This is a genomic window from Marinobacter sp. DUT-1 (genome assembly GCF_050379415.1).
Taxonomy (GTDB): domain Bacteria; phylum Pseudomonadota; class Gammaproteobacteria; order Pseudomonadales; family Oleiphilaceae; genus Marinobacter.
Window position 1 is genome coordinate 764,590 of sequence record NZ_JBNRLS010000001.1, and the last position, 25,564, is coordinate 790,153.

At 60.8% G+C, this 25,564-nt stretch carries 24 protein-coding genes; 5 read left to right on the plus strand and 19 right to left on the minus strand.

All coding sequences use genetic code 11. The features are described 5' to 3' along the window. Positions 1 to 6: 6 nt before the first annotated feature. The 5 genes from ACQUTG_RS03525 to mqo all read right to left on the minus strand — a co-directional run bounded on the left by ACQUTG_RS03525 (position 7) and on the right by mqo (position 7,602). Positions 7 to 873 carry a hypothetical protein gene (locus ACQUTG_RS03525; RefSeq protein WP_428918059.1) on the minus strand — a complete coding sequence of 289 codons (867 nt, stop codon included), beginning with the start codon at positions 871 to 873 and terminating at the stop codon, positions 7 to 9. A gap of 41 nt (positions 874 to 914) precedes the next feature. Then, a complete protein-coding gene (locus tag ACQUTG_RS03530) occupies positions 915 to 2,585 on the minus strand; it encodes an acetolactate synthase large subunit (protein WP_428918060.1) in 1,671 nt (556 codons plus the stop codon). Between the two features lie 65 nt (positions 2,586 to 2,650). After that, the gene (locus tag ACQUTG_RS03535) at positions 2,651 to 4,675 is read right to left on the minus strand and encodes a hypothetical protein (RefSeq protein ID WP_428918061.1); all 2,025 of its coding nucleotides are present in this window, start codon (positions 4,673 to 4,675) and stop codon (positions 2,651 to 2,653) included. 56 nt (positions 4,676 to 4,731) lie between these two features. Further along, on the minus strand, positions 4,732 to 5,964 hold the full coding sequence (locus tag ACQUTG_RS03540; RefSeq protein WP_428918062.1) for an ATP-grasp domain-containing protein: 1,233 nt from the start codon (positions 5,962 to 5,964) through the stop codon (positions 4,732 to 4,734). A gap of 156 nt (positions 5,965 to 6,120) precedes the next feature. Then, positions 6,121 to 7,602, minus strand: coding sequence for a malate dehydrogenase (quinone) (mqo, locus tag ACQUTG_RS03545; protein ID WP_428918063.1), 1,482 nt, complete (start codon positions 7,600 to 7,602; stop codon positions 6,121 to 6,123). A 322-nt stretch (positions 7,603 to 7,924) separates the two neighbouring features. Between mqo and nhaD the strand changes: the two genes are divergently transcribed. Together nhaD and ACQUTG_RS03555 are read left to right on the plus strand one after the other, a co-directional pair. Beyond that, positions 7,925 to 9,175 (plus strand): sodium:proton antiporter NhaD, encoded by a 1,251-nt coding sequence (gene nhaD, locus ACQUTG_RS03550; protein WP_428918064.1) that lies wholly within the window; start codon positions 7,925 to 7,927, stop codon positions 9,173 to 9,175. Positions 9,176 to 9,188: 13 nt separating this feature from the next. Further along, positions 9,189 to 10,178 carry a calcium/sodium antiporter gene (locus ACQUTG_RS03555; protein WP_428918065.1) on the plus strand — a complete coding sequence of 330 codons (990 nt, stop codon included), beginning with the start codon at positions 9,189 to 9,191 and terminating at the stop codon, positions 10,176 to 10,178. A 17-nt stretch (positions 10,179 to 10,195) separates the two neighbouring features. Here ACQUTG_RS03555 and ACQUTG_RS03560 read toward each other — a convergent pair whose 3' ends face one another. After that, positions 10,196 to 10,960, minus strand: a complete 765-nt coding sequence (locus ACQUTG_RS03560) for a lysophospholipid acyltransferase family protein (RefSeq protein WP_428918066.1) — start codon at positions 10,958 to 10,960, stop codon at positions 10,196 to 10,198. Positions 10,961 to 11,164: 204 nt separating this feature from the next. On the opposite strand from ACQUTG_RS03560, the gene ACQUTG_RS03565 reads away from it, so the two are divergent. Both ACQUTG_RS03565 and ACQUTG_RS03570 read left to right on the plus strand, forming a co-directional pair. Further along, positions 11,165 to 12,391 carry a sulfite oxidase gene (locus ACQUTG_RS03565; protein WP_428918067.1) on the plus strand — a complete coding sequence of 409 codons (1,227 nt, stop codon included), beginning with the start codon at positions 11,165 to 11,167 and terminating at the stop codon, positions 12,389 to 12,391. Positions 12,392 to 12,457: 66 nt separating this feature from the next. Next, positions 12,458 to 12,778, plus strand: a complete 321-nt coding sequence (locus tag ACQUTG_RS03570) for a c-type cytochrome (protein ID WP_428918068.1) — start codon at positions 12,458 to 12,460, stop codon at positions 12,776 to 12,778. A gap of 49 nt (positions 12,779 to 12,827) precedes the next feature. Here the strand turns inward: ACQUTG_RS03570 and msrB are convergent, their stop codons facing one another. Then, positions 12,828 to 13,253 (minus strand): peptide-methionine (R)-S-oxide reductase MsrB, encoded by a 426-nt coding sequence (msrB, locus tag ACQUTG_RS03575; RefSeq protein ID WP_428918069.1) that lies wholly within the window; start codon positions 13,251 to 13,253, stop codon positions 12,828 to 12,830. A gap of 11 nt (positions 13,254 to 13,264) precedes the next feature. Then, positions 13,265 to 13,915, minus strand: a complete 651-nt coding sequence (gene msrA, locus ACQUTG_RS03580; protein ID WP_428918070.1) for a peptide-methionine (S)-S-oxide reductase MsrA — start codon at positions 13,913 to 13,915, stop codon at positions 13,265 to 13,267. 202 nt (positions 13,916 to 14,117) lie between these two features. Between msrA and ACQUTG_RS03585 the strand changes: the two genes are divergently transcribed. Next, positions 14,118 to 15,092, plus strand: coding sequence for a metallophosphoesterase (locus ACQUTG_RS03585; RefSeq protein ID WP_428918071.1), 975 nt, complete (start codon positions 14,118 to 14,120; stop codon positions 15,090 to 15,092). Positions 15,093 to 15,117: 25 nt separating this feature from the next. Here the strand turns inward: ACQUTG_RS03585 and ACQUTG_RS03590 are convergent, their stop codons facing one another. The 11 genes from ACQUTG_RS03590 to pqqA form a co-directional block, all read right to left on the minus strand. Continuing rightward, on the minus strand, positions 15,118 to 15,600 hold the full coding sequence (locus ACQUTG_RS03590; RefSeq protein ID WP_428918072.1) for a CDP-archaeol synthase: 483 nt from the start codon (positions 15,598 to 15,600) through the stop codon (positions 15,118 to 15,120). Positions 15,601 to 15,622: 22 nt separating this feature from the next. After that, the gene (locus tag ACQUTG_RS03595) at positions 15,623 to 16,999 is read right to left on the minus strand and encodes a class II fumarate hydratase (RefSeq protein ID WP_428918073.1); all 1,377 of its coding nucleotides are present in this window, start codon (positions 16,997 to 16,999) and stop codon (positions 15,623 to 15,625) included. Between the two features lie 83 nt (positions 17,000 to 17,082). Further along, positions 17,083 to 17,367 carry a hypothetical protein gene (locus ACQUTG_RS03600; protein ID WP_113861418.1) on the minus strand — a complete coding sequence of 95 codons (285 nt, stop codon included), beginning with the start codon at positions 17,365 to 17,367 and terminating at the stop codon, positions 17,083 to 17,085. Positions 17,368 to 17,434: 67 nt separating this feature from the next. Beyond that, entirely contained in the window at positions 17,435 to 19,099 is a 1,665-nt protein-coding gene (locus ACQUTG_RS03605; protein ID WP_428918074.1) for a hybrid sensor histidine kinase/response regulator, read from the minus strand. Then, the gene (gene ercA / locus ACQUTG_RS03610; protein ID WP_428918075.1) at positions 19,083 to 20,246 is read right to left on the minus strand and encodes an alcohol dehydrogenase-like regulatory protein ErcA; all 1,164 of its coding nucleotides are present in this window, start codon (positions 20,244 to 20,246) and stop codon (positions 19,083 to 19,085) included. The genes ACQUTG_RS03605 and ercA overlap by 17 nt, the downstream gene beginning before the upstream one ends. 45 nt (positions 20,247 to 20,291) lie before the next feature. Further along, positions 20,292 to 22,208 carry a prolyl oligopeptidase family serine peptidase gene (locus tag ACQUTG_RS03615; protein WP_428918076.1) on the minus strand — a complete coding sequence of 639 codons (1,917 nt, stop codon included), beginning with the start codon at positions 22,206 to 22,208 and terminating at the stop codon, positions 20,292 to 20,294. Next, complete coding sequence (gene pqqE / locus ACQUTG_RS03620) at positions 22,174 to 23,322, minus strand: pyrroloquinoline quinone biosynthesis protein PqqE (RefSeq protein ID WP_428918077.1); 1,149 nt, start codon at positions 23,320 to 23,322, stop codon at positions 22,174 to 22,176. Before pqqE ends, ACQUTG_RS03615 begins: the two co-directional genes overlap by 35 nt. Continuing rightward, positions 23,313 to 23,591, minus strand: coding sequence for a pyrroloquinoline quinone biosynthesis peptide chaperone PqqD (pqqD, locus tag ACQUTG_RS03625; RefSeq protein ID WP_428918078.1), 279 nt, complete (start codon positions 23,589 to 23,591; stop codon positions 23,313 to 23,315). Before pqqD ends, pqqE begins: the two co-directional genes overlap by 10 nt. Continuing rightward, positions 23,588 to 24,346, minus strand: coding sequence for a pyrroloquinoline-quinone synthase PqqC (gene pqqC / locus ACQUTG_RS03630; protein ID WP_428918079.1), 759 nt, complete (start codon positions 24,344 to 24,346; stop codon positions 23,588 to 23,590). The genes pqqD and pqqC overlap by 4 nt, the downstream gene beginning before the upstream one ends. Further along, a complete protein-coding gene (gene pqqB, locus ACQUTG_RS03635; RefSeq protein ID WP_428918080.1) occupies positions 24,343 to 25,272 on the minus strand; it encodes a pyrroloquinoline quinone biosynthesis protein PqqB in 930 nt (309 codons plus the stop codon). Before pqqB ends, pqqC begins: the two co-directional genes overlap by 4 nt. Positions 25,273 to 25,324: 52 nt before the next feature. Then, complete coding sequence (pqqA, locus tag ACQUTG_RS03640) at positions 25,325 to 25,396, minus strand: pyrroloquinoline quinone precursor peptide PqqA (protein WP_007153157.1); 72 nt, start codon at positions 25,394 to 25,396, stop codon at positions 25,325 to 25,327. Positions 25,397 to 25,564: the final 168 nt, after the last annotated feature.

Sequence of the window (25,564 nt, forward strand, 5' to 3'; positions counted from 1 at the left end):
CAGCGCTCAGCGCTGGCCCAGATCCTCGAAAAAGGCCCTGGTATCGGCCCGGATTTCGTCGAGCCGGGCCTCCCACTGATCCCGGTACTGAGCCCAGGTCTCGCTGCTGAGGCGGGACAGGTTCTCTCCGGCTTCAGCCACCGCCCGGGTGGCCTCGGCCAGATGTTCTGCCGTTGGCTCATCCAGGGCTTCGGCCTTCTGATCCAGGTCCCGAGAGGCCTGCTCCAGGATCACCCGATCTTCCTGTGGGGCCTGATCGTTATCCTCCAGGGATTCGTTCAGGGACTCTTCGAGGTCTTTCATCGCCTCCTGAAGCGCCTCGGCGAAATCTTCCATGGCACTCTCAGCCCGGATCCGGAGCTCGTCCGAGTAGGCTTCCAGGTCCCGAGACAGCTCGTTCATTCGAGCTTCAAGATCTTCCGAGGATCGGGAGAAGCTGGCGGAGAGCTTCTCGCCCAGACTGTTGATCTGGCCCATCAGGCCACTGAACGGGGAGGGGTTGAGAATGGCGTCGCCGGTGCGCTGGTAATCCACCAGCCATCCTTCTGTGGTCGACACCAGGTAAGTGACCAGCTCCAGCCGCTCGCCTTCCGAACCTTCCTCCGTAGGCAGGCGGGTAACGATGGTGGCTTCCCGCTCCTCGATCACGACCCGGCCGAAGGAAGGTACGGCATTGGTCCAGTCACGCTTGAAGGCATCAAACTGCGCTTCGTCAGTCAGAGTGGAGAGCTCCACCACATCGCCTACATCGTTTTCTGCCATGGCCTGCCAGAAGGCAGCTGCTACTTCCTGCGGGGTTTCGGGTTTACTGCATCCGGCCAGCACCAGCAGCCCTGCGGCCAGTACCAGCCATCGGAGTCGGGAAAACATCATTGCGTACATCCTTCAGTCAAATCGATCGCAATGATACAACGCTAAAGTTGGCGGGTCAGTTCCGCCAGTTCCTCGTCAAACACCCGGCGGTTCTCACTGTAATCCACGGGCACATCCACCAGATGCACACCGCCGGCGGCCAGGGCGCGTTCCAGGGTCGGGCGCAGATCTTCGGTGCGGGCAACCCGGTGACCGGTGGCACCGTAGGATTCGGCGTATTTCACGAAGTCCGGATTGCGGTAATCCAGACCGAAATCGGCCAGGCCTTCCTGGGCCTGCTTCCACTTGATCATGCCGTAGGCGCTGTCATTGATGATCAGCACCACCAGGTTGAGGTCCAGCCGGACCGCCGTCTCCAGCTCCTGACTGTTCATCATGAAGCCGCCGTCACCGCAGATGGCCATCACCTTCAGGTCCTGGTACAGCATGGATGCCATCATGGCGCTGGGCAGACCGGCGCCCATGGAGGCCAGCGCGTTGTCCAGCAGCACGGTATTGTTGTCGTAGGCCGGATAGTTACGGGCGAACCAGAGCTTGTACATCCCGTTATCCAGGGCAATGATGCCGTCCTCCGGCATCACCGCCCGGACGTCGTGAACGATGCGTTGGGGGATCACCGGGAAACGGTCGCTCTCAGCCTTGTCCCCCAAGTGCCGGTCGACGGCAGCCTTAACCTCCATGAACCGGCTGAAGTCATGGTTGTGACAGATGCCGCAGTTCTCCGCCATGTACTCAACGCTGTTGGCGATGTCCCCGACGACCTCGTGCTGCGGGAAATACACCGGGTCCACGTCGGCCCCGGAGAAGTTCACGTGGATAACCTTCTTACCACCCGGCCGCATGAAGAACGGCGGCTTCTCCACCACATCGTGACCGACGTTGATCACCAGGTCGGCATGATCGATGGCCCGGTGCACAAAGTCTCCCGCCGACAGCGCGGCATTACCCAGGTAGCGGGGATGGCGCTCGTCGACCACACCCTTGCCCATCTGGGTGGTAAAGAACGGGATGTTGGTGGTGTTCACCAGGTGGATCAGTGCCTGGGAGACCCGCTTCCGGTTGGCACCAGCCCCGATCATGATCAGGGGGTGCTTCGCTTCACGGAGCATGTCGCAGGCGATCTCGAGGCTCTTCTGGCTGGCCGAGGGGCGCCGGGCGTCGCTGGGTGCGAATATGTGGGTATCCGGTGCCGGCACCTCGGCGGCAATGTCCTCCGGCAATTCCAGATGCACCGCCCCAGGACGCTCCTCGGAGGCCAGCCGGAAGGCTTCCCGGACCTTGGCCGGGATGGTATTGGCGTTGGAGATCTGGCGGGTGTACTTGGTCAGCGGCCGCATCAGATCCACCACGTCGAGGATCTGGAACAGGCCCTGCTTGGAGGATTTGATCGGCTTTTGCCCGGAAATCATCATCATGGGCATGCCGCCGAGCTGGGCATAGGCGGCAGCCGTGACCAGGTTGGTGGCGCCCGGCCCCAGGGTGGACAGGCAGACCCCGACCCGGCCGGTCAGGCGGCCATAGGTGGCCGCCATGAAACCCGCCGCCTGCTCATGGCGGTTAAGGATCAACTGGATGTCGCTCTCCCGGAGCGCTTCCAGCAGGTCCAGGTTCTCCTCACCCGGTACCGCGAAGATGTATTTGACGCCCTCGTTCTCCAGGGCCCGGACGAACAGTTCCGCCCCGTTACGCGGCGTGGCTTGCGCGTTGGTCATACTCTGCTTCCCCGTCAGGCCAATTTGCCTCCGAGCATAGCATTCTTTTCGCTCGCTGCAGGTAGTCAGTCGGTCCGGGGCGGTTCTGCCTGGAGACTGTCCGCAGGCACCCGATCCACGCCCCAACTCCGGTAAATTCCTTCGAGGACCCGGTTCAGTTCATCCTGACTGACATCTGCCGGCTCTCCACGCTCCAGGGGATCGAAATGAAAGATATAAAGTCGCGAGCTGAACTGCTCGAACGGCAGCGACGACTCGCCAAACCGTTCGCCATGGCCGGCGGTGCTAACCCGCACGTCATCGCCCCAGTTCTGGCCACTGTCGTTATTGGGATTGAAGAAAAAGACCCGCATTTCCCCCTCAGGGTCCAACGCCACCCGCAGGATGGTAATGGCGTGCCAGCCGATGAACCGGGCGGCACTGTCGGTGACTGCAACGCCCGCGGGCTGCGGGTGGATCAGGGGCTGATTGCCGTTGTAGTAGGGGTGGTAGCTGGCGTAGAAATGGCGGATGAAGCCCTCGGGGTCCTCCAGCTTGCCGGTCCCCACATCCACGTTGATGGCAAAACCGCGACCGGCGGACCAACCATGGAATTCCGGATTCACCCATCTGTGAGGATCGCCCTCCCGGTCGGCACAGAGTCGCCCCATTTCTGCGTAGATACGATCCAGGTGCGGCACCACCACCAGGGACACCGGATCGAGATCGAGAGTGACCTCTGAAGCCACCCCACCGGCACTTTGCGCCGAGGACACCGGCTTACCTTCGAAGTGCATCATGATTTCATTGTCCCGGGCCGCCCAGGCCACCATCTGCAGAAGATAATCCGGGTCATTGTAGGCCCACATTGACAGGGCCCGGGCCGATTGACAGGTAGGATTGTTGCCCTGACCGACGCCCAGGGGCTGACCCAGCATACTCAGCACGCCCTGGATCAACCAGGCAGCGGGCTGCGGCTCGTAACCATAGGCCAGTTGCAGTCGCTCGCGGGCTTCCGGACACAGGGACAAGCGGACCTGGCGCCAGAGCGCCGGGGCCACCGGGGGCTGGTACAGGATGCCCCGCTCCAGCATCAGGGCCAGACCATACAGACCCTGGGCGGTCTCCGGGAAAATGCCCTCCCGGATCAGGGTGTGGACGAGTTCCCTATAGCACAGCAGGCAATCACGACCGGTACTGGACAGGCCCAGGGCCTCGCTTAGCAGGGCATCCTGGTCTTCCAGGATAAAACGCACGAACGTGGCGTGATACGGTGACACCAGGCCGGTGTCGTGCATGGACCGGGCAAACCCGGTAGCCTCGTTCTGCAAGGCCTGGCCATCCATCGACTCCAGCCGTTGTCCATAGACCAGGGTACCGGGATCCTCGCTGCACGCCCGGGTCGGGCCGTAGAGGCTGGAGATCAGCCGGTCCGCTCCCCGGCCTGCGCTGCCAAGATCGGCGTTCGGATCAGCCCGGCACAGGGCAATCTGGGTGATCATCCGGCGCACATCGGTGACCTGAATCGGCCGCTGTTGCAGGATGCGCCAGATCTCCTCGATCAGGCTGTCGATCACATGCTCGTAACCGATATGTTCCGCCACGTACTGGACAACGGCCTGGCTGATCAAAGCCAGCTTGCCCTGCTCTCGCTCGGCTTCGCCGGTCATGCCGAACAGCAGGCCAAGATTGATGGCGAGTACCTGGGTCAGGTAATGGTGAGCCTGCTCCGAGGAGACCGAAGGGTGCAGATAGAGCCCCCGAGCCACCGCCAGCAGGCGCAGCTCGCTGAAGGCCTCAACGACCACGGTATCGGTATTCGTGCTCTGAAGCGAGTGGGTGGTCAGCGACGGCAGCAGGATGCCCGGCTCAGCCCAGTCGGTGCCGGCGAAGACACCCGCCTGCTCCAGCCGTTGCGCCCTCTCCTCAATGACCTGGCAGCCACCCGGCTGCAAAAGCACCCTGCGGGCAATATCAAATACCCGCGGGAGCTTGCCGGCCCTGGCAAAGGACCGGCTTTCTTCAAGAGCCTGGATCGACTCATCAAGTCTCTGCACCAGCTTGTCAAAGTTCACTGCCGGTGCTGCACTGCCCGATTGGTGATCGTTCAAACGACGTTCTCCTGAGGGCCTGCACCAAACCCGTTTGTTATTGATTGCTCTCCCGATTATACATAGAAATCGAGCTCTTCCTGATGTTTCAGCAAATCCCTCATCCGGTAAGGGTCATCACCGAAGAAATAGACCAGGCCCCAATGCGTGCCGAAAGCGGTCCGCTTGGTAACCGTCTCCTCCACCGGAGGCGTTAGCTCATGGCTTTCAAAGTAGTCGTCGTTCTCGGTTTCTTCCGGAATCTCCAGCCGGCTGACCACCCGGCGTCTTGGATAAACCCCGAAGCATCCGGCATAACCCTTGGCATCGACAACCTCTTTCGGGAAGAAGGCGTCAATCTCGTCCTCGGTGGTTTTGGGATCAAAGGCCAGGATCAGACCCTGGTAAGCATTGAAGCCATAGGCACGCTCAAGCAGCTCGAACACCTTGAAGCCCGGCGGACGATAGGCCACCTCACCAAAGTACATGGTGCCATCGCTGGTGACAAAGTACTCCGGATGGACAAAGCCGAAATCGATGTCGAAAGTCTTGATCAGCTTTTCGATTTCCGCGGTGATCTGCGCCCGGTATTTCTCCAGGTCCGGCGTTGCCGGCACGAACACCGAATAGCCGAGGGTGACGTACTCGGAAATGTTCAGGAACCGGATCTTGCCGTTATGAATCCAGGCCTCCACGGCAAATTCCCAGCCATCCAGGTGGGATTCCATCAGTACCGGGAATTCCTCCTCCGGGATGGTATCCACCTCGTCAGGTGTGCGTATCACCCGGTGCCCGAGGCAACCGGCCTTGTCGAAGGCCTTGAGGTGAATGGGATCGTTGGGGTCGCCGTCCAGTTTCAGCAGCGTCTGGTTTACCCGCTTCAGGAATCGGATCACATCGTCCCGGTCGTGGGCTTCCTCGAAGATTCCCACGCGGATGCCGCCCAGCTGGGCACGCCGCTTCATCAGCGCCTTGTCCCGGAGCAGCATGGCCTGACCAAACAGCCTAGGCTTATCCATAAGAACCGAGTTGATGGCGCCCGCCCACTCGACCGTTTCCTCGAACAAAGGAATGGCCACATCGACCCCCATGTCTTTTAGCGCATGGGCGATTTCAAAGGAGCGCTCGTTCAGCCTCTCGAAGTTCCAGGGCACATACGGAATATTGTGCTCCTCGCAATAGGCTTCCGCCCAGTCCGGAGCCACAACCACATATCGGCGGTCAAACTTGTCCGCTGCCTCCACGGCATTCAGGCTCCAGCCGAGTAACGCGACATACCCCTTGTCCGGGTCGTACTTGTGCTCACTCATAGGCTTTCTCCTTTTTACTGGGTGTCTATTAACCCTAGGCTTCCTGAAATAAATCGCAACCAAAGGCGGCTGTATGGACCAAAAAAAACGCGGCGGACAGGAGGTTAGTCCCACTGTCCGCCGCGTTCGCAGCTCTATCTATACTGATTGGTTATATCAGGTAAGCTTGAGGGTGGAGAGCGTCCGCCCGCGCACCTTGTTGAGAAGAGCCTCGTCGTCCACCAGGGATTGGCCATAGGACGGCACCAGATCCCTGATACGCTCCTGCCACTGGGCGGATTTCATTTTTTCCGGGAAGCAGCGCTCAAGCACATCCAGCATGGCATTAGCCGCAGTGGACGCGCCCGGGGAGGCGCCCAGCAGGGCGGCCAGGGTGCCGTCTTTGGCTGCGACGATCTCGGTACCAAACTCCAGCTTGCCACCGCCGTCTTCGGTCTCCTTGATGATCTGTACGCGCTGGCCGGCCATCTGCAACTTCCAGTCCTCTTCCCGGGCATCCGGGAAGAAGTTACGCAGGGAGGCCACCCGGTCGGTGTGAGACTGGAACACCTCGCCGATCAGGTAGCGGGTCAGGTCCATGTTGCTCTTGCTCACCGACAGCATCGGCTTGAGGTTGGTGGTGCGAACCGAACCGATCAGATCAAAGATGGAGCCCTGCTTCAGGAAGCGGGTGGTGAAACCGGCAAACGGTCCGAACAGCAAGGCCGGTTCGCCATTGATGATGCGGGTATCCAGGTGCGGCACAGACATCGGCGGCGCGCCGATCGGGGCCTTACCATACACCTTCGAGTTGTGCTGCCCGACGATGTCAGGCTTGCCACATACCAGCCACTGGCCGCTGACCGGGAAGCCACCGTAACCACGGGCCTCGTCGATACCGGACTTCTGCAGCAGCGGCAGGGCACCGCCACCGGCGCCAAGGAACACGAAGCCGGCCTCGAGCTTGGTGAGCTCGCCGGTCTTCTGGTTTTTCACCCGGACCTTCCAGCGACCGTTGTCGCGCTGATCAATGTAGTGCACCGGACAGCTGAGCATCAGCTCGAAGTTGTCCTGTGTCTCCAGCCACTTGACCATGCTGCGGGTCAGGGAACCGAAGTCTACGTCCGAACCGTGATTGATCCGGGTGGCGGCCACGCGCTGCATGGGGTCGCGGTGGTTGACCACCAGCGGCATCCATTCCTCCAGCACATCCGGAGACTCGGTGTATTCCATTTCCCGGAACAGGTGATGGGCACTGAGCTTTTCGTGACGACGTTTCAGGAACGCCACATCCTTTTCGCCCCAGACAAAACTCTGGTGCGGTGTTCGGTTGATGAACGACTTCGGGTCGGGCAGTACGCCCTGCTCGACCAGGTAGGACCAGAACTGCAGGGAAACCTCGAACTGGGCGTTGATCTTCAGCGCCCGCTCAATGGAAACGTCGCCATCATCGGTTTCCGGGGTGTAGTTCAGTTCGCAGTACCCGGCGTGGCCGGTGCCTGCGTTGTTCCATCCGTCCGTGCTTTCATGGGCAACGTGGTCAAGACGCTCCACCATGACGATGTCCAGCGACGGATCGAGCTGCTTGAGCATCATGCCGAGGGTGGCGCTCATGACGCCACCGCCGACCAGCACTACGTCTGCCTGTCTAACGGCCATTGGTTTGTACCCTGGTTAGTAATGAACCTGTTCGCACCGCCACGATCAGCAGCGGCGCCTCTCGGAAGCCGGTCTCGCGCAAGGTAAATGACGCTGCCGTGTGCTTCCTGTCTGAATTTGCGCGCAATTATCCCGATTTTCGCCGAAATAATAAATTGCGAATGTCAACCGTTGCGATCCTGCCGGCTTCGGACCGACATGCATCCGGTGCTGAGTGTCTGTTACGGACAGTGGCCCCCAACGGGTCAAACGTCTACAATCCGGCGCGTCTTTTTTATGGCCTGCCTGAGGCCTTGCCAGAGTCACCACTTCGGGGTGCCCAATGTCCGCTATTGATACTGTTCTGATTATTCTTGCTGTCCTGGCGCTGCTGGGTGTCATCTTTGAGGAAATCACCCACGTCAATAAGGCCAAGGTTACGCTTTTTTTCGGCACGCTGGCCTGGATGCTGCTCTTTCTGTTCAGCGACTCGCCCGCTGAAACCGAGGCCGTCACCACCGGACTGACCGAGAGCATTGCCGAAATCGCCGGGCTTTGGCTGTTTCTGGTCGCGGCGATGACCTTTGTCGCCTACCTGAACAAAAAGGGAATGATCGAGAACGTGATCTACCTGATCATGCCGAGGCAGGTAAGCGAACGGCGACTGCTGTTCCTGACCGGTCTGTTCTGCTTCATTTTCTCGTCTTTAGCAGACAATATAACTGCCACTTTAGTCTCATGCTCCCTGATTCTGTCCTTGAACCTGGAGCTGAAAAAGCGTCTGCAGTTCGTCACTCTGGTGGTTTTTGCGGTGAACTCGGGGGGCGTTTCACTGATCACCGGCGACGTCACCACATTGATGATATTTCTCGCGGACAAGGTGGAAATACTGACCTTGCTGACCCTGGCCATCCCCGCCTCCATCACCGTTTTCATTCTCGCGGTTTTCCTCTCGAGAGGACTGACAGGAACTGTGACACTGCGTTCCAACACCACACCGGTACGGAAGGTGGATGCAGTGATCAGCGCCCTGTTTTTGTTAACAATCCTGAGCACCATTGCGGGTAATGCCCTGTTCAGCATTCCGCCGGTTCTCACTTTCCTGTTCGGCCTTTCGATCATGTTCCTGGTCTCCCGCTTCATGAGCGATGACTCGGACCTGGACCCGATCCTCGAATACATCCGGGTCATCGAATTCGAGACTCTGCTGTTCTTCCTCGGCATCCTGCTGCTGGTGGGCATGCTCAAAGAAATCCACGCCCTGGATTCCCTGGTGGCGATCTACGATCTGCTACCCCCTTTGTACGCCAATTACCTGATGGGAATCTTCTCTGCGGTTATTGATAATGTGCCGCTGACCGCAGCCCTCCTGAAAGCAGGCATCACCATGACGCCGGGAGAATGGATGGGGCTGACCTACGCCGTCGGTGTTGGCGGCTCACTGCTGATCATTGGTTCTGCTGCCGGGATTGTGGCCATGAGCAAGATCCAAGGGCTGACCTTCGGAGCATACATGCGGTATCTTGCCCACCTCCTGGCGGCTTACACCCTGGGCTATGCCGGAGTGTTCATGCTCGGACGATTCATCCACTGAGGCTTTATTTATTATGTTGATGGCTTTTGGCTCAATCATTGCCGGGCTGGTATTGCTGGTCTGGAGCGCCGACAAATTCGTCGAGGGGGCGGCGGCAACCGCCAAGCATCTGGGCATGCCCACCCTGCTGATCGGCATGGTAATCATCGGCTTCGGCACTTCCGCACCCGAGCTGGCGGTTTCCGCCATGGCGGCCGCCGACGGCAATCCGGGCCTGGCCCTGGGGAACGGCTACGGCTCCAACATCACCAACATCGCGTTGATTGTCGGCCTGACCGCCGTTATCGCGCCCATCGCAGTGCACTCCCAGGTCATCCGCAAGGAGCTGCCCCTGCTGGTAATCCTGACCCTGATTGCCGGATCACAGCTGATCGACGGCGACCTGACCCGGCTGGACGGCGCCGTCCTGCTGCTGGTGTTTGCGGGAGTGATGGGCTGGTCCATTTTCCAGGGTATCCGTGGCAAGGATGATCCGCTCGGCGGCGAGACCGATGCCGAGATCATCTCCCATCCCATGCCACTGAAATCCGCCATCCTGTGGCTGATGGTCGGTCTGGTGTTGCTGGTGGTGAGTTCCCGGATTCTGGTCTGGGGCGCGGTGACCATTGCCCAGAGCCTCGGCGTGAGTGACCTGGTGATCGGCCTGACCATCGTGGCCATCGGCACCTCCCTGCCGGAACTGGCCTCGGCCCTGGCTGCAGTAAAAAAGAACGAACATGACCTGATCCTCGGCAATATTCTGGGATCGGGCATCTTCAACACCCTTGCGGTGGTGGGGCTTGCAGCTACGATCGAGCCCCTGAAAGTGGATCCGGAGGTTCTGTACCGGGACTGGACGCTGATGCTCGCCCTGACCGTTGGCCTACTGATCATGGGCTTTGGCCTGACCGGCTGGCGCAAGCGCATCTCCCGATTCGACGGCGGCGCACTGCTGCTGGTGTACGTTGCCTATACCGGCTACCTGCTCACCACCGTGGTAACCGCAGGAACATCCGCCACCTGATCCGTCGCGGGGACGGCTCACTCAGCCTCGCCATCTCCCAGTAGGTCTTCCAGCCGGATTCGCACCTCGGCCATGATTTCCGGCAGATCCTGCTTGGACCTGCCAGCCACATCCAGGGGCTGGCCGACACGCACATCCACCGGCTGTCCCAGATTGATCTGCCAGGTTCTCGCCGGCAACACCTGGTGAATACCGCGGATGGCCACCGGCACAATCACCGCCTCGGTATCCAGAGCCAGATGGAAACAGCCTTTCTTGAACGGCAGTAGCTTGCCGTCCGGTGATCGTGTCCCCTCCGGTGCAGCCCAAAGCACAATGCCGCTTTCCATCATATCCCGGGCTTTCTCCAGATCACGGACGGCCCGGTTGCGGTTGGAACGGTCTACCGACGGAAACTCGGCGGCCCGCATGGCCTGCCCGAGCAGAGGGATACTGAACAGCTCCTTCTTTGCCAGCATCCGGATGGACCCCGGCAGGGAGACAAAACTAACCGGGATATCATAATGACTGGCATGGGTGCACATGATGATGTACCGCCGGCCGTCCCCGAAATCCGGCACCTCTCCCCGTACCGTCAGGTTTGCCCGCACCAGCCTCAGCAGGGCAGCCGACCATTCCCGGCAGTACTTGTCCACGATTCCGCGATCCAGCTTGCCAAACAAAGCCCGGAGCAGAATCAGAAGTGAATACAGAGCAGTCAGCCCCACTGAACCGAGCACCACACCGGCACGGCGCAAGAGGGTGGCGGACTCGGTCAGCGGATTCAGTTTCAGTCGGATCATGATTGCTCTGCCCTTTCCTGATCATCGGTTTTTGAGCGCCTTACAAGTAGCCGCGCATTATAGCCGGTCCCGTTGCCACTGGATAACAGCGGAAATATGCATTGATCAATTATTGAACTAGTTCTATAAATGATAAGGATATAGCTGTGGCCCATCGGCCACGGAAGGCACAGCCTTCTTACAAGACCAAAAAGGAGAGGCACCATGAAACACCCGACCGATATGAAACGGGGACCCAACGACCCAGGTCTCGAAAATCCCGGACGCAGAACCATGCTGCTGGGCAGCGCTGGAGCCATGGCCGCCGTCAGCCTGCTGGGCTTTACCCCGCTGGCCCGGGGCGAAGAACCCAAAACACTCCCGGATTACGTGGCCTGGAAGGAGCGCAACGCACTCATTCTTCATAGTGCCAACACCATGGAAACCCAGCGCGGCGCTATCGGCCAGGGGGTCATCACGTCCAGTGACCGCTTGTTTGTCCGCAACAATCTGCCGGCGCCTTCCGAAGAGATCGTGGCCGACCGGGATGGCTGGGAAGTAAACATCGAGGGCGTAAAGAACCCGCGCGCCCTGACCATCGGCGAACTCAAGACCATGGGCGTCACCACCGTGGCATCCGTGCTTCAATGTTCCGGTAACGGCCGGGCCTTCTTCCCCCACGGCGCCAGCGGCACCCAGTGGTCAGTTGGCGCCGCAGGTTGCGTCATGTGGACCGGTGTACCCCTGAAAACCGTTGTCGAGGCCCTGGGCGGCCCGGTGGACGGCATGAAATACATTACCAGTACTGGTGGCGAATCCCTGCCGGATGGCATTGATCCCAAGACAATCATGGTGGAACGGTCCGTGCCGCTGCACGCACTGGACACTGCGATGCTGGCCTGGGAGATGAATGACGAGCCCCTGCCGCTGACCCATGGCGGCCCGTTGCGGATGGTAGTTCCGGGATTCTATGGCGTTAACAACGTCAAGTACGTCAAGAACGTCGCCTTTACCGAAACCCAGACCGACGCCAAGATCCAGGCCTCCGGCTACCGCATCCGTGACGTGGGCAAGAAAGGCGCCCCCGACCAGCCGTCCATGTGGGAGATGAACGTCAAGTCCTGGGTGACCGCACCGCTGGAAACCGCCCGTGCCGGTCGCAACATGATCTATGGCGTGGCCTTTGGTGGCACCAAGTCCCTGGACAAGGTGGAAGTCTCCACCGATGGCGGCCAGAGCTGGAAGCAGGCACAGTTCCTGGGGCCGGCTCTGGGCCCCTACGCCTGGCGTCCGTTCGTGCTGGCTGCAGATCTCCCGGCGGGCGAGCATCGTATCGTCAGTAAGGCGACTGACATGGTCGGCAACAGCCAGCCGGAAGGCCGTACCGAGAACGAGCGCGGCTACGGGCACAATGGCTGGAAGGATCACGGAGTGACCATCACTGTAAGCTGACCATCCGGGGCGGCTGACCAGGGAGAAACAGCCGCCCCGTCATTATCATTATCGGATCCATACCAGATGAACAAAAAAGCTGTATTGGCCATCACTGGCCTGATGACCTTTTCTCTCCACGCTTCAGCAGATGACCTGGCCACCCAGGGCAAGAATGTCTTTACCCAGGAAGCCCAACCCTCCTGCACTATCTGCCACACCCTCGCCGATGCCGGATCTGCCGGTGCCGTCGGCCCGAACCTGGACGACCTCAAACCCACCGAGGATCAGGTGAGGATGGCCGTGACCCAGGGCGTTGGCGTCATGCCATCGTTCGAGGAAAGCCTGTCGGAAGAACAGATCAAGGCTGTCGCCCATTACGTCGCAACAGTGACCGGCGGCAAGTAACAGAAAACGGGGCCTGCGCCCCGTTTCCTTTTATCTGGATTTCTCCCGCTCAATCCTTCTCTCTGAACACCATAGCAATGGAGTTCAGACAGTAACGCTGTCCGGTCGGTGGTGGGCCATCTGGAAAGACATGCCCCAAATGGCTGTCACAGCGCGGGCACCGGATCTCTGTGCGGGTCATGCCCAGGCTGCTGTCTTCCAGGTAGCGGATATGATCCGGGTCGAAGGGCTGGAAAAAACTTGGCCAGCCGGTCCCGGAATCGAATTTCGAGTCCGAACTGAACAGGGGCAGGTCACACAGCCGGCAGTGGTAGACACCGGCCTTCTTGTTATCCAGCAACGTGCCACAGAACGGGTGCTCGGTGCCGTGATCGAGCAGGACACGCCGCTCGTCCGGCGTCAGATCCGCCGCTTTCTCGTCCACCTGAGCCTGCGTCAATGGCGTCAGGTCGTAACCTGATACGGATACGGTCATAATCTGCCTCCTCAGGCCTGGCCCGGTTTATTGTCGGTGAATTCAGGTTTCAGGCGGTCGCCGTAGCTGTCCACCAGCTTTTCCATCTTGGGGGCCGCCACGGCCATGATGTAGGGCTGATAAGGGTTCCGGGCAGCAAAGTTCTGGTGGTACTCCTCCGCCGGATAGAAGGCCTCCAGCGGCTCCACGCTGGTCACGATCGGGTCGGGATAGACTTCGGCCGCATCCAGCTGGTGGATGTAGGCCTCCGCCACGGCTTTTTGCTCCGGCTTTTCATAGAAAATGGCCGAGCGGTATTGCGTACCGCGGTCGTTGCCCTGACGATTGAGCTGGGTCGGATCGTGTGCCACGGAGAAGAACACTTTCAGCAGCTCGCCAAAGCTGACCTTCGCCGGGTCATAGCGGATTTCCACCACCTCGGCGTGGCCGGTGGTACCGGTACAGACCGCCTCGTAGTTCGCGGTTTCGGCGCTGCCCCCGGCATAACCGGAGGTCACCTGGCTGACGCCGTCCATAGCCAGAAATACCGCTTCCACGCACCAGAAACAGCCTCCGGCCAGCACTACGCGCGCCTCACCAGCATCAGCGGGCAAATCCCGCTCCGGGTCCGGAAAGCGGCTGCGCGGCACCGTCAGTCCCGGTATATTGCATGACTCTGTCATAGTCACCTCTGGTTTGGATGTCTTTACATCTAGCTTAAAGAGTTTTACGAACAAACCCCAATCCGGGACTTCCATTACCAAACATGAACATCGCATCTGGCCAGTTGCATCCACCCATCAGCCAACCATAATGAAAGACAGGGTTTGCCATTGCTTTTTGCAGGCACTCAGCCAGAACCCGCTCGGCATCAAGGAAAGAATAATGACGGCAAGGGCTCGTGCACCTGAAAACCAGAATGAACTGCTGGAGTACCGCCTCAGCCTGCGTCTCGGGCCGGTCCATGCACGCCAGAGGCTGGGCATTGAGGAAGAATCCGAGGCCCTGGTCTTTGGCAAGGACCACCATTCCTTTCACCTGGAAAACCTGACCAATGCCCCCGGACTAATCCGGTTCTGCCTCAAGTGTGTCGGCCTGTTTCGCCGGGCCCAGGCCAATACCCTGAAACTGTCCACCGTTCACAACCAGTTCGTCATTCCCGACCTCCCCGAGGCCTTCGAGGGCTACAGCATCCTGCACCTTACCGACCTGCATGTGGATATGGACGAGGCCAACCTGCAGGCGGTGATTCGCCAGATCGAGCCCCTAGACTACGACCTGTGCGTACTGACCGGGGATTATCGGCGCCTGACCCGAGGGCCGGTGGATGAGGCGCTCGCGGGTATGGGCCGGTTGCGCGCGGCAATCAAAGGCAAGCCTTACGCAGTACTGGGCAATCATGACAGTATCCGCATGGTGCCGGCGCTGGAGGATATGGGGTACCAGCTACTACTCAATGAGATGGCCCCCCTGGAACGCAACGGCCAGAAGCTGTACCTGGCCGGCGTGGATGACGCTCACTTCTACAAGGTCCACAATCTGCACCGGGCCGGGGATGACATCCCCGTCGGAGCCATCAGCATCCTGCTCAGCCACACCCCGGAAATCTGGCGTGAGGCGGCCCATGCCGGGTATGACGTATTCCTGTGCGGCCACACCCACGGCGGCCAGATCTGCCTGCCCGGCGGCATTCCTGTGACCCTTGACTCCGACTGCCCCCGCCATCTGGGTCGCGGCTACTGGCGGGTCAACGGCATGCAGGGCTACACCTCACCCGGGGCCGGCACATCGGTGCTCAATGTCCGGCTGAACTGCCCACCGGAAGTCACCATCCACACCCTGACCCGGGGTCCGCAGTAGGTCAGCGAATTACCCGGACGGGACACTAGTGGGGCTTGTCTCGAATCCCGAGCTGGTGCAGTAGCGGGGAAAGCAGGATATTGGAAAGCGTGAACAGGACAACGACCAGCGAGGCACTGCCCCACCCGATCGGCACCCAGAAGACAGCGAGGATCATGGGCAGGGCCGCTTCCGGAATCTGATCCAGGCCCAGCGCCCGGGCACTGGACTGCAAGCCCATCCGGCGCTTGATGAAGCTGCTGATCATGTCACCCAACAACCCCAGAAACCCGAACAGCGCACCGAACAGGAAGCCCAGCCCGGTGACGAGGGAAAACAGGGCGCACGCCAAGCATCCGCTGACCAGCCCCCGCCAGGTCTTGCTTTTTCCCAACACCGGCCGGCCATCGGACCAGAGCCGGTTGCCATCAACAGGCTGATCCCAATGCTCCCCGAGGATCCTGGCCGCCACCACGGGGGCACCATTGGCGAGCACCAGCATCACATACAACTCCAGCGATAACAGCAACGGCCAGTGCTCCTTTTGCTTTTCAGTCCAGACCGCCCCGGGTCAGTTTCAGCGGGTCCATCAACTGTTCCAGTCGCGCCCGGCTGAGACCGCTGCGTTCCTCGGCCACATCAATCACCGGGCGACCCGTCCGGTAGGCTTCCTTGGCGATATCCGCCGCCAGGCTGTAGCCGATCTCCGGATTCAGCGCGGTGACCAGTACCGGGTTGCGGCCGACACCGGCATTCAGGTTGTCCGTGTTGACGGAGAAATCCTTGATGGCCTTGTCCGCCAAAATGGTAGCCGCATTGTGCAACAGGCTGACCATATCAAGCAGGTTGCCACCCACCAGCGGCAGCATAACATTGAGCTGGAAGTTACCGGACTGACCGGCAATCGCCACAGCACTGTCCAGCCCCATCACCTGGGCCCCCACCATGGCCACCGATTCGGGAATGACCGGGTTGACCTTGCCCGGCATGATACTGGAACCCGGTTGCAGCGCGGGCAGGCTGATCTCCGCCAGACCGTGGATCGGGCCACTGTTCATCCAGCGCAGGTCGTTGGCGATCTTGGTGAGCACAATCGCGACGCCTCGCAGCTGGGATGACAGCGCCACCGGCGCGTCCACCGCACTCTGGCCGACAAACTTGTGCTCCAGGGACCGGAAAGGATAGCCAGTATTGCTCTTGAGGAACTTCACGAATTGCCCGGCGAACTCCGGCGCGGCGTTGACACCGGTGCCCACAGCCGTGCCGCCTTGTGGCACGGCCATCAGTTCGTCGGTTGCCGCTTCCACACGCTGCTGTGCCGCCGCCAGCTGCTCGCGCCAGGTTCGCAGTTCCTGCCCGAGGGTGACCGGCATGGCGTCCATCAGATGGGTCCGGCCAGTTTTCACTTGCTCCGCAAACAACGCTTCCCGCTCGTAGACAACCCCGCGCAGATGGGTCAGAGCCGGCACCAGGGATTCCTTCACCGCCATGACCGAACTGACGTGGATCGCCGTGGGAATCACATCGTTGGAGCTCTGGCTCATATTGACGTGATCGTTGGGATGAATATCCACGCCTTCCTTCCGGCACAGGGCGGCGATTACTTCGTTGGCGTTCATGTTGGTGCTGGTGCCGGATCCGGTCTGGTAACGATCCACCGGAAACTGGTCCGCATATTCGCCGCTGATCAGGGCATCGCAGGCCTGGACGATGGCATCGCGCCGCGCATTATCGAGCAGCCCGAGGCTGGTATTGGCCTCGGCAGCCGCTTTCTTGATCTGCGCCACCGCCTTGATGAACGTGGCCGGCATTGGCTGGCCGCTGACCGGGAAGTTGTCGACGGCTCGCTGGGTCTGGGCGCCCCAGAGTGCATCGACGGGCACATGGACCTCACCCAGGCTGTCTTTCTCCGTTCTGAATTCGCTCATGCTCCCTCCTGTCCGTCCGTTTACGTTGAGGTTTTACCCGCAGTTACGAAGCCACCTCGCGTCCGTATCACTGCGCAATCCGTTCAGTCATTGGCGTGGCTTCGGAGGCGTACATGGTCGCAGATCCCCGTCACCTGCCCAAAATTCAGGATCAGGGTGTGGACGGTGTTGGTATAGGTATCGTGCAGGTGAAATTTGAAGCGTTGCTGCTTCTCTCCCTGCAGGAAGGCATCGTACTCACGGACCAGTTCGCGCACATCACCACCCTCGTTCTTGGTCCAGGTCGCGTTGAATGGTCCGAGTACGGCGCCACCGTCCAGGCAGATGGTGACTTCGTGGTTGGTCAGTCCGGTATCGGAATTGCTCATGGCGCTGGGTCTCCTTTTCCCTGGGGTTGCTGAGGTAAGTGTAGACCCTGCAGGCAAAATCGTGGGATCAGGAAACCGCGCCCAGCAGGCTGGAAAGCAGGGCCCGGAGGCGATTCGGTTTGACCGGCTTGTTGAGAATCGGCAGTTGCCGGCTACGCATCAGTCGGCGGGTCCCGTCACTCCGGTCGGCGGTGACGATCGCGGCCGGCACCTCATGCCCCAGCCTGCGGCGAATACCGTTGATTGCCTCGCAACCGGTAAGCCCGTCATTCAGGTGGAAGTCTGCCAGGATCACATCCGGTTCGTGGTCGTCATCGAGCATGACCAGGGCTTCGGCCTCACTCGCCACCGTCATCACCTGACAGCCCCAGCGTTCAAGCAGCAAGCCCATGCTTTCCAGTACCGCAGGTTCGTTGTCGATCACCAGTACCCGGGCATTTCCAAAGCCCTCACTGACTGCCGCCAGCGGACCGGGGGTGCTCGCGACCGGCGCCATCACCGCTTCCTCGCCAGCCAGAGTCACCATGAAGCGGGAACCCCGGTCGGGGCGGGAGGCAACATCCACCTGGTAACCGAGAATCCGGCACATACGCTCCACAATCGCCAGTCCCAGGCCAACCCCCTGGCGCCCGCCGGTTCCCTGTGGCAACAGCTGGTGAAACTCGGTGAAAATTTCCCGGAGCTTGCTCTGCTCGATACCAACACCGGTATCCCAGACTTCAATCCGGAGTTGCCCCCCCTTCTTCCGAACCGCCAACACCACCCCGCCAGTACGGGTATAACGAAAGGCATTGCTGAGAAGGTTGCGCACGATCCGGGTCAGCATTCGCGGGTCGGTGCGGACGGTGGCAGGGCACAAGCGAAGCCGGAATTGCAAACCTGCGTTGGCGGCCACCGCCTCGAATTCCTCACCCAGGCCACGCAGCAACTCTTCCAGATTGACCGGGGCCAGATCGGGCAGCATCGCCTGCTGATCCAGCTTGGAGATATCGAGCAGGTCCGCCAGCAATTCCTCGGCTCCCTCCAGCGCCCGGTGGACCTGGTGCACCATCCGGCTTTCCTGCGCAGGCAACTGGCTATCCTGCAGGGCGGAAATCATCAGCCGGGCGGCATTGAGTGGCTGCAGCAGGTCATGGCTGGCCGCTGCCAGGTATTTGTCCTTGCTGAGAATGGCATTCTGCAGGGCTTCAGTTCGCTCTTCGACCCGCCGTTCAAGGTCAAGATTCATCTGTTCGAGCTTCTGCCGTGCCTGGACCCGCTCGGTGATATCGGCGACGAAGGCTTCCACCACTTCCGGCCCGAGATCGGGGCGGCGCAGCAGGGTAATCGCCACATGCACCGGGCTATGGTCCGCGCGCTGGAGACAGGTTTCCCGGGCACTGAGACTGCCCTGGTCCAGCAACTCCTGGCGGATGGCGTCAAACTCGGCCGAACGGCAGAACAGCTGCTCCCGCAGGCGGATCACTTTCTGTGTCAGGTGCTCCGGGCTGTCATAGCCGCAGATACGTGCCATGGCCGGGTTACAGGCCAGGAAACCACCCCGGAGGTTGGCCTGGAAGATGCCATGCAGGGCATTCTCGAACAGCCACTTGTAGCGGTTCCGTTCCTGCTCCAGTTCGTCGATTCGCTCCTGCAGTGCCGGGTAATAGTTCTTGCGCACGGACTGGCTTCCCAGCCCGAGCAGATCGCCTATTCCGTAGCCGGCATCCTGTTGATCAGAGGGCTTCTTCATAGACGACCTGTACATCCCTCAGGCAGGATTTGCGGGGATTGGTGAGAATACAGGGGTCCTGCAGGGCATAGCCTGACAGATAGGGAATGTCCGAAGTGGTCACCCCGAGTTGCGCCAGGCGGGCCTCCAGGCCGACCGTCCGCTTCAGACCGATAATACGACTCATCAGTCGCTTCTTGATCTCCTGTTTGCCCATGCCCCGAGTGTCGATATCCATGGCTTCCGCCACCCGACGGAAACGGTCCTCCGCGGAGGGGAAGTTATAGGCCACTACGTGCTCGAGCAGCAATGCGTTGCACAAGCCATGGGGCAAATCCAGGAACCCTCCCAGACTGTGGGACATGGCATGCACCGCGCCCAGGATGGCATTGGAGAAGGCCAGGCCGGCCTGCATTGAAGCCAGCATGATCTGCTCCCGCAAATACGGATCCGCGGTATTGGCCACCAGCGGCTCGAGGTTGCGGTTGATCAGCCGGATCGCCTCCAGGGCATGGGTATCGGTCAGTGGCCCGCTGCCGGTGGATACGAACGCCTCGATGGCATGCACCAGGGCATCCACCCCGGTACAGGCGGTCAGGTAGGCATCCATGGTCTCCGTAACTTCCGGGTCGATCAGAGACACATCCGGCACCACCGCCTTGCTGATGATGGAAAACTTGAAGCGGCGGTCAGGGTCGGAAATGATCGCGAACTGGGACACGTCGGCCGAGGTACCGGCGGTGGTCGGAATCAGAATCAGGGGCGGCGGGGGATTGGTGATGGTATCGACACCTTCGAACTCCAGGATGCTGCGGTCATGGGTCGCCACGATACCGATGCCCTTGGCGCAGTCCATGGGGCTGCCGCCACCAATGGCAACGATGACGTCACATTCACTGGACCGGTAGAGTTCTGCTCCGGCCATTACCTCGTCAACCTTCGGGTTGGGCGACACGTTGGTGAACACGGTCGATTGGATGCCAGCCTCGGTCAGCAGGGCGACGATTTCACCGACCCAGCCTGCCGCAGCGACGCCGGGATCAGAAACCAGAAGCACATGACGGGCACCGAAGTTGCTGGCGAAATTGGCCACAGACCGGCGCGACCCTGCACCAAAAACGATTTCCGGTGAAACAAACTTGCGAAGCGCAGAGATGTCATGGCTCATGAAGGCTGTTCTCGTCGGCTTGTTGTTATAGGAATAGCCAACAGTTTAACTCAAGTAATCTGGTCGATCATTGGCCTTTTGGCTGTGTCGGCGATAGAAACTGTGCAACCACTCGAGCATGCTGGCCTGGTTGTGACGCTGGCGAAAACCATGTCCCTCGTCTTCAAACCAGTGGAGTTCCGGCGCTCCACCGGCCGCTTTCATGGCCCGGACCATGGCGCGGGTCTGGTCCGGCACCACCACCCGGTCCTGCCCACCCTGGAAAAGGATCAGCGGCGCACGGATCCGGGCGGCATGATGTAACGGGGTACGAGCCCGCCAGCGCTCCGGATGCAGGTCAGGCGATCCCAGCAGCCAGTCAAGGTAACCGGACTCGAACCGATGGGTCATTGTCCGAAGTCTCATGGGATCCGTAACCCCGAACAGGCTGGCACCGGCGACGAATCGGTCACTGCCGATCAACGCCATCAGTGCGGTATAGCCTCCGGAACTGCGTCCCTGGATGAACGTCCTCTGACTGTCCGCGCGCCCCCGGGAGGCCAGGTAATCCGCGGCGGCGCTCATATCCGCCACGTCGATCTCCCCCCAGCGTCCGGCCAGGGCCAGGCGGAAGCCCCGACCGAAACCGCTGCTGCCCCGGTAGTTCACCTCAGCAACGGCAAACCCTCGCTGGCACCAGAACTGGACCTGGGGATTGTAGACCGGGTAAGCGGCCGAGGTCGGACCGCCATGGGCCAGCAGGATCAGGGGCGCAGGTTCACTGGTGACATGCTCGGGCGTATACAGGAAGCCCTGTACCGGCAACCCATGGCTGTCCTGTGCCGGGACGGTAAAGGAATCGGGGCAAATGACTGAGTAGTCATGGAACGGCTGCTCAAATCCGGCGAGGATTCTCACCTCACTGTTGCGGGGGTTCACCTCGACAATGGCATCCAGCCGGTCAGGCGAGCGAGCCACGCAGAACAGCCGCCCACGCCAGTGAGCCAGGGACCGGAAATCGGTGAAACCCTCGGCCATCCGGACTTCTTCGGCGTTATTCCCGGCACTGACCCACAGTTCACCGCTGCCCTCACGATAGCGGACCCGTGCCCAGCCGCCATTCTGCAAGGGGCAATGATGGCATTCTCCCAGCTGCCAGGGAGCATTTGCGTGATCCAGCCGGGGTGCAGACGACGAATGCCAGAAGATATCCCCGCCCTGCTGGCTCAGACGCCAGGGCTGCCACCAGCCGTTGTGATCTGACAGGACCCACAGGCCCTGTCCCTCGAAAACCGGTTGCTGGATGGCACCCTCTGCCGGTGCCGAAACGCATTGCAGGTTTTGCAATTGCCCGGACGCATCGAGCTCCCCGGTCCAGAGCTGGGTACGCAGCCACGGCATATCCGGCAGTTGCCAACTGATCCAGGCAACCCTCTGGCCATCCGGGGATAGTGCCGGAGCACCGTAGAAATCTTCGCCCTCGTGCAACGTCTGTGGGCGGCCGTCGCTCGCGATTGCCACCAGTTGCTGCCGGCCGCCAGTCTCCCTCACGGCCAGAACCCGGTTACGCCGACCATCGGCAACCAGTCCGCCCCAGTTCGCTTCCGGCTCTTCCAGCAACAGCTCCGACTGCAACGACGACAGCGACACAACGATCAGTTGTTGCTGGTCGGTGACGGCTATTACCCGGTCAGCCAGTACCGCCAGCGAACCGCCGCCATAACCATTGATTCGGCTGCCGATACCCATAGTACCGGTCGGCAGGGTTGTGAGCCCGTCTTCGCCCAGCCGCCGGATAACATTGCCACCACAGTCGGGATCCGCCTCCAGCCAGAACACCCCGGCTTCGGAAACCGCCAGTTCCGACCGCTGGGCATGGCCGGCACAGACCTGATGGGCGCTCAGTAAAGGAGATGACAGGGAGGTCCCCCCGGGTTGCCGGGACGGTTCAGCCCCGGAAGAACAGCCTGGAGTTATTGGCATTGCGATACACCAGCTCGTCAAGGCCGGCCGTGGCGTGGTCGGCGGCTCTCCGTGCCGCCAGAATGCGGTCATGGTGCGGCGACTTGCTGCACACCGGGTCGGCGTTGTCGGCATTACCGGTCAGCAGGTAGGCCTGGCACCGGCAGCCGCCAAAATCCTTGTCCTTTTCATCGCAGGAACGACAGGGTTCGGGCATCCACGCATCACCGCGGTAATGGTTGAAGCCCGGGCTGTCGTACCAGATCTCTTTCAGGCTCAGATCCTTCACATTCGGGAAGTCGATCGGCAGCAGGCGCGCGCTGTGGCACGGCAAGGCAGTGCCATCCGGCGCCACGGTCAGAAACAGGTTGCCCCAGCCGTTCATGCAGGCTTTCGGGCGTTCTTCGTAGTAATCCGGCGTAACAAAGATCAGCTTCATGGCCGCCCCCCTGGCCTGCAATCGGGCCCGGAAGTCGTTAACTTCCGCTTCCGCCTTGTCCAGCTGGGCTTTGGAGGGCATCAGCCCTTCCCGGTTCTCGAACGCCCAGCCATAGTACTGGCACGTGGCCAGCTCGACGTAGTCGGCATCCAGCCGTTCACACAGCTCAATAATGTCCGGCATTTGATGGATATTGTGCCGGTGAATGACAAAGTTGAGCACCATCGGGTAACCGGCGGCCTTAACGGCTTTGGCCATGGCCAGCTTCTGCTCGAACGCCTTGCGGGACCCCGCCACGGCATTGTTCAGTTCCGGGTCGGAGGCCTGGAAGCTGACCTGGATATGGTCGAGACCGGCCTCGGCGAAGGCGTCCACCTTGGCTTCGGTGAGACCCAAACCGGAGGTTATCAGGTTAGTGTAGTAACCCAGTTTGCGGGCTTCGGCGATCAGCTCCGGCAGGTCCGGGCGCACCAGTGGTTCACCGCCGGAGAAGCCAAGCTGGGCCGCGCCCATCTCGCGGCCCTGGCGCAGCACACTGAGCCACTGTTCGGTGGTCAGTTCCTGCTCGGTCTGGGCGAAATCCAGGGGGTTGGAGCAATAAGGGCACTGCAGCGGGCAGCGGTAGGTGAGTTCCGCCAGCAGCCACAGTGGCGGTCCGACTCCTGGTGTTGCCTGTGATGCGCCAGTCATACCCATTCGATCCAGTGTTGTTGCTCGGCATCCCTGAGAAAGTCCCGGACATCCGGCCCGAGGTCGCCAGCTTCGGGGAATTGCTGCTTCAGCGACGCCACGATGGCATCTACATCCCGTTGCCCATCCACCTCGTTCAGGATCGCCCCGGCACTGCCGTTGAGTTTCACCATTCCCTCCGGGTATAGCAGCACATAGCAGTCCTGGGCCGGTTCCCACTGGAACCGGAAACCACGACGAAAACGGGGAATCTGGCTCATAGTGCTCTCACTCATAGCCCCCGGTGCCACACTTGCCGGTCGGTGACCGTGTGGTACGGGGGCGTTTGATGCATGTAGGCCATAGTCAGCGCATCCAGCATGGACCACAGGATATCCAGCTTGAACTGAAGGATGTCGAGGGCCCGGCTCTGCTGGGCCTCGGTGACAAAGTGATCCAGGGTGATGCTGAGCCCGTGCTCGACATCACGGCGGGCCTCGGACAGCCGTTTGCGGAAGTAGCTGTAACCACCCTCCTCGATCCACGGGTAATGGGACGGCCAGCTGTCCAGCCGGGACTGATGGATCTCCGGGGCGAACAGCTCGGTCAGGGACGAACAGGCCGCCTCCTGCCAGGTTGCCCGGCGAGCAAAATTCAGGTAGGCATCCACGGCGAACCTCACACCCGGCAGCACATGACGCTGGTCGATCACCTCTTCCCGGCTCAGGCCCACCGCCTCGGCCAGGGACAGCCAGGCCTCGATGCCACCGACATCGCCGTCGTGGCCGTCATGGTCAAGGATGCGCTGCAGCCAGAGCCGGCGCACACGGGCATCCGGACAGTTGGCCATGATCGCGGCGTCCTTCTGGGGAATCCTGATCTGGTAGTAGTAGCGGTTGGCAACCCAGCCGCGGATCTGCTCCGGCGTGCACTGCCCGCCATACATGGCTTTATGGTAGGGGTGGTGAATGTGGTAGTACTGCCCCTTGCTGCGCAGGGCCTGCTCGAAGTCCTGGCGGTTCATGGCGGTGTTGTTCGCTTTGGCGTTCATGGTTGCCCCGACAGATCGATATGCATACCGTCCCTGGACACTTCGATGCCGTGCTCGCCCAGTTCGGCGCGCTCGGGGGAATCCTCGTCCAGGATCGGATTGGTATTGTTGATGTGAATGAGGATCTTGCGGCTCGCGGGCATGGTATCGAGCACCTCGATCATGCCGCCGGGCCCGCTCTGGGCCAGATGTCCCATGGACTGCCCGGTCTTGGTCCCCACTTCCTGCCGGATCATCTCGTCGTCGTGCCAGACAGTGCCGTCCACCAGAAGGATGTCCGCCTTGCGCATCCAGCCAAGGATCCGTTCATCCGGCTGGCCCAGCCCCGGCGCGTACAACACCGTGGTCCCGGTGCGGGTATCCCGAACAAAGATACCGATGTTGTCACCCGGATGCGGGTTGTCGCGCCGGGGTGAATATGGCGGCGCGTTGCTCAGCAGCGGAATGGCTGTCAACTGCAGGGACGGGGCGCAGGGAATGCTGAATTCCACCTGTTCCGAAGCTTCAATCTCCCGCCAGCTCAGACCGCCATTCCAGTGCTTCAGCATGGTGAACAGGGGGAATCCGGAGCTGAGATCGTCGTGTACCTGGCGGGTACACCATACGTCCATGGGAAGCCCCTCGCGCAGGGATAACAGGCCGGTGGTGTGATCCACCTGGCTGTCCATCAGGACGATGGCGCTGATCCCGGTGTCACGCAGTGCGCGGGCCGGCTGCATGGCAGGAAACGCGGCCAGCTGCGCCCGGATGTCCGGAGATGCGTTGAAAAGGATCCAGTGTTCGCCGTCTTCGCTGACCGCAATGGAGGATTGGGTGCGCGCCTGTGCATTCAGGGTGCCGCTACGGAACCCGGCGCAGTTGCTGCAATTACAGTTCCACTGGGGGAACCCGCCACCGGCGGCGGAACCAAGGATATGAATCTGCATGGAAAAGTCCGGAGAGGAAACGGCCAGCCCGACAGCGCTGGCCGACTCTCACTCAGCGGTTGGCGAAGTACATGGTGACTTCAAAACCGATCCGCAGGTCTTCGTAGGCTGGTTTGGTCCACATAATGCTCACCTCTTGTCATTGTCATCATTGTTCGAACATCGGGTGTGACAGCCGGCATCACCGACTACACCTACTTATACTAGAGACTGTGGAAAACGGCCAATATGGTACTTTAGAACTGTTCTTCGCCCCCTGAAAGTAGCACCGCCCTCGCTCCGAGGTCGAATT

What these genes read in the sequence shown, in the direction of transcription:
- ACQUTG_RS03525 (WP_428918059.1), bottom strand. Translation starts at nt 873, where the DNA reads ATGATGTTTTCCCGACTCCGATGGCTGGTACTGGCCGCAGGGCTGCTG.
- ACQUTG_RS03530 (WP_428918060.1), bottom strand. Translation starts at nt 2,585, where the DNA reads ATGACCAACGCGCAAGCCACGCCGCGTAACGGGGCGGAACTGTTCGTC.
- ACQUTG_RS03540 (WP_428918062.1), bottom strand. Translation starts at nt 5,964, where the DNA reads ATGAGTGAGCACAAGTACGACCCGGACAAGGGGTATGTCGCGTTACTC.
- mqo (WP_428918063.1), bottom strand. Translation starts at nt 7,602, where the DNA reads ATGGCCGTTAGACAGGCAGACGTAGTGCTGGTCGGCGGTGGCGTCATG.
- nhaD (WP_428918064.1), top strand. Translation starts at nt 7,925, where the DNA reads ATGTCCGCTATTGATACTGTTCTGATTATTCTTGCTGTCCTGGCGCTG.
- ACQUTG_RS03555 (WP_428918065.1), top strand. Translation starts at nt 9,189, where the DNA reads ATGTTGATGGCTTTTGGCTCAATCATTGCCGGGCTGGTATTGCTGGTC.
- ACQUTG_RS03560 (WP_428918066.1), bottom strand. Translation starts at nt 10,960, where the DNA reads ATGATCCGACTGAAACTGAATCCGCTGACCGAGTCCGCCACCCTCTTG.
- ACQUTG_RS03565 (WP_428918067.1), top strand. Translation starts at nt 11,165, where the DNA reads ATGAAACACCCGACCGATATGAAACGGGGACCCAACGACCCAGGTCTC.
- ACQUTG_RS03570 (WP_428918068.1), top strand. Translation starts at nt 12,458, where the DNA reads ATGAACAAAAAAGCTGTATTGGCCATCACTGGCCTGATGACCTTTTCT.
- msrB (WP_428918069.1), bottom strand. Translation starts at nt 13,253, where the DNA reads ATGACCGTATCCGTATCAGGTTACGACCTGACGCCATTGACGCAGGCT.
- msrA (WP_428918070.1), bottom strand. Translation starts at nt 13,915, where the DNA reads ATGACAGAGTCATGCAATATACCGGGACTGACGGTGCCGCGCAGCCGC.
- ACQUTG_RS03585 (WP_428918071.1), top strand. Translation starts at nt 14,118, where the DNA reads ATGACGGCAAGGGCTCGTGCACCTGAAAACCAGAATGAACTGCTGGAG.
- ACQUTG_RS03595 (WP_428918073.1), bottom strand. Translation starts at nt 16,999, where the DNA reads ATGAGCGAATTCAGAACGGAGAAAGACAGCCTGGGTGAGGTCCATGTG.
- ACQUTG_RS03600 (WP_113861418.1), bottom strand. Translation starts at nt 17,367, where the DNA reads ATGAGCAATTCCGATACCGGACTGACCAACCACGAAGTCACCATCTGC.
- ACQUTG_RS03605 (WP_428918074.1), bottom strand. Translation starts at nt 19,099, where the DNA reads ATGAAGAAGCCCTCTGATCAACAGGATGCCGGCTACGGAATAGGCGAT.
- ercA (WP_428918075.1), bottom strand. Translation starts at nt 20,246, where the DNA reads ATGAGCCATGACATCTCTGCGCTTCGCAAGTTTGTTTCACCGGAAATC.
- ACQUTG_RS03615 (WP_428918076.1), bottom strand. Translation starts at nt 22,208, where the DNA reads ATGCCAATAACTCCAGGCTGTTCTTCCGGGGCTGAACCGTCCCGGCAA.
- pqqE (WP_428918077.1), bottom strand. Translation starts at nt 23,322, where the DNA reads ATGGGTATGACTGGCGCATCACAGGCAACACCAGGAGTCGGACCGCCA.
- pqqD (WP_428918078.1), bottom strand. Translation starts at nt 23,591, where the DNA reads ATGAGTGAGAGCACTATGAGCCAGATTCCCCGTTTTCGTCGTGGTTTC.
- pqqC (WP_428918079.1), bottom strand. Translation starts at nt 24,346, where the DNA reads ATGAACGCCAAAGCGAACAACACCGCCATGAACCGCCAGGACTTCGAG.
- pqqB (WP_428918080.1), bottom strand. Translation starts at nt 25,272, where the DNA reads ATGCAGATTCATATCCTTGGTTCCGCCGCCGGTGGCGGGTTCCCCCAG.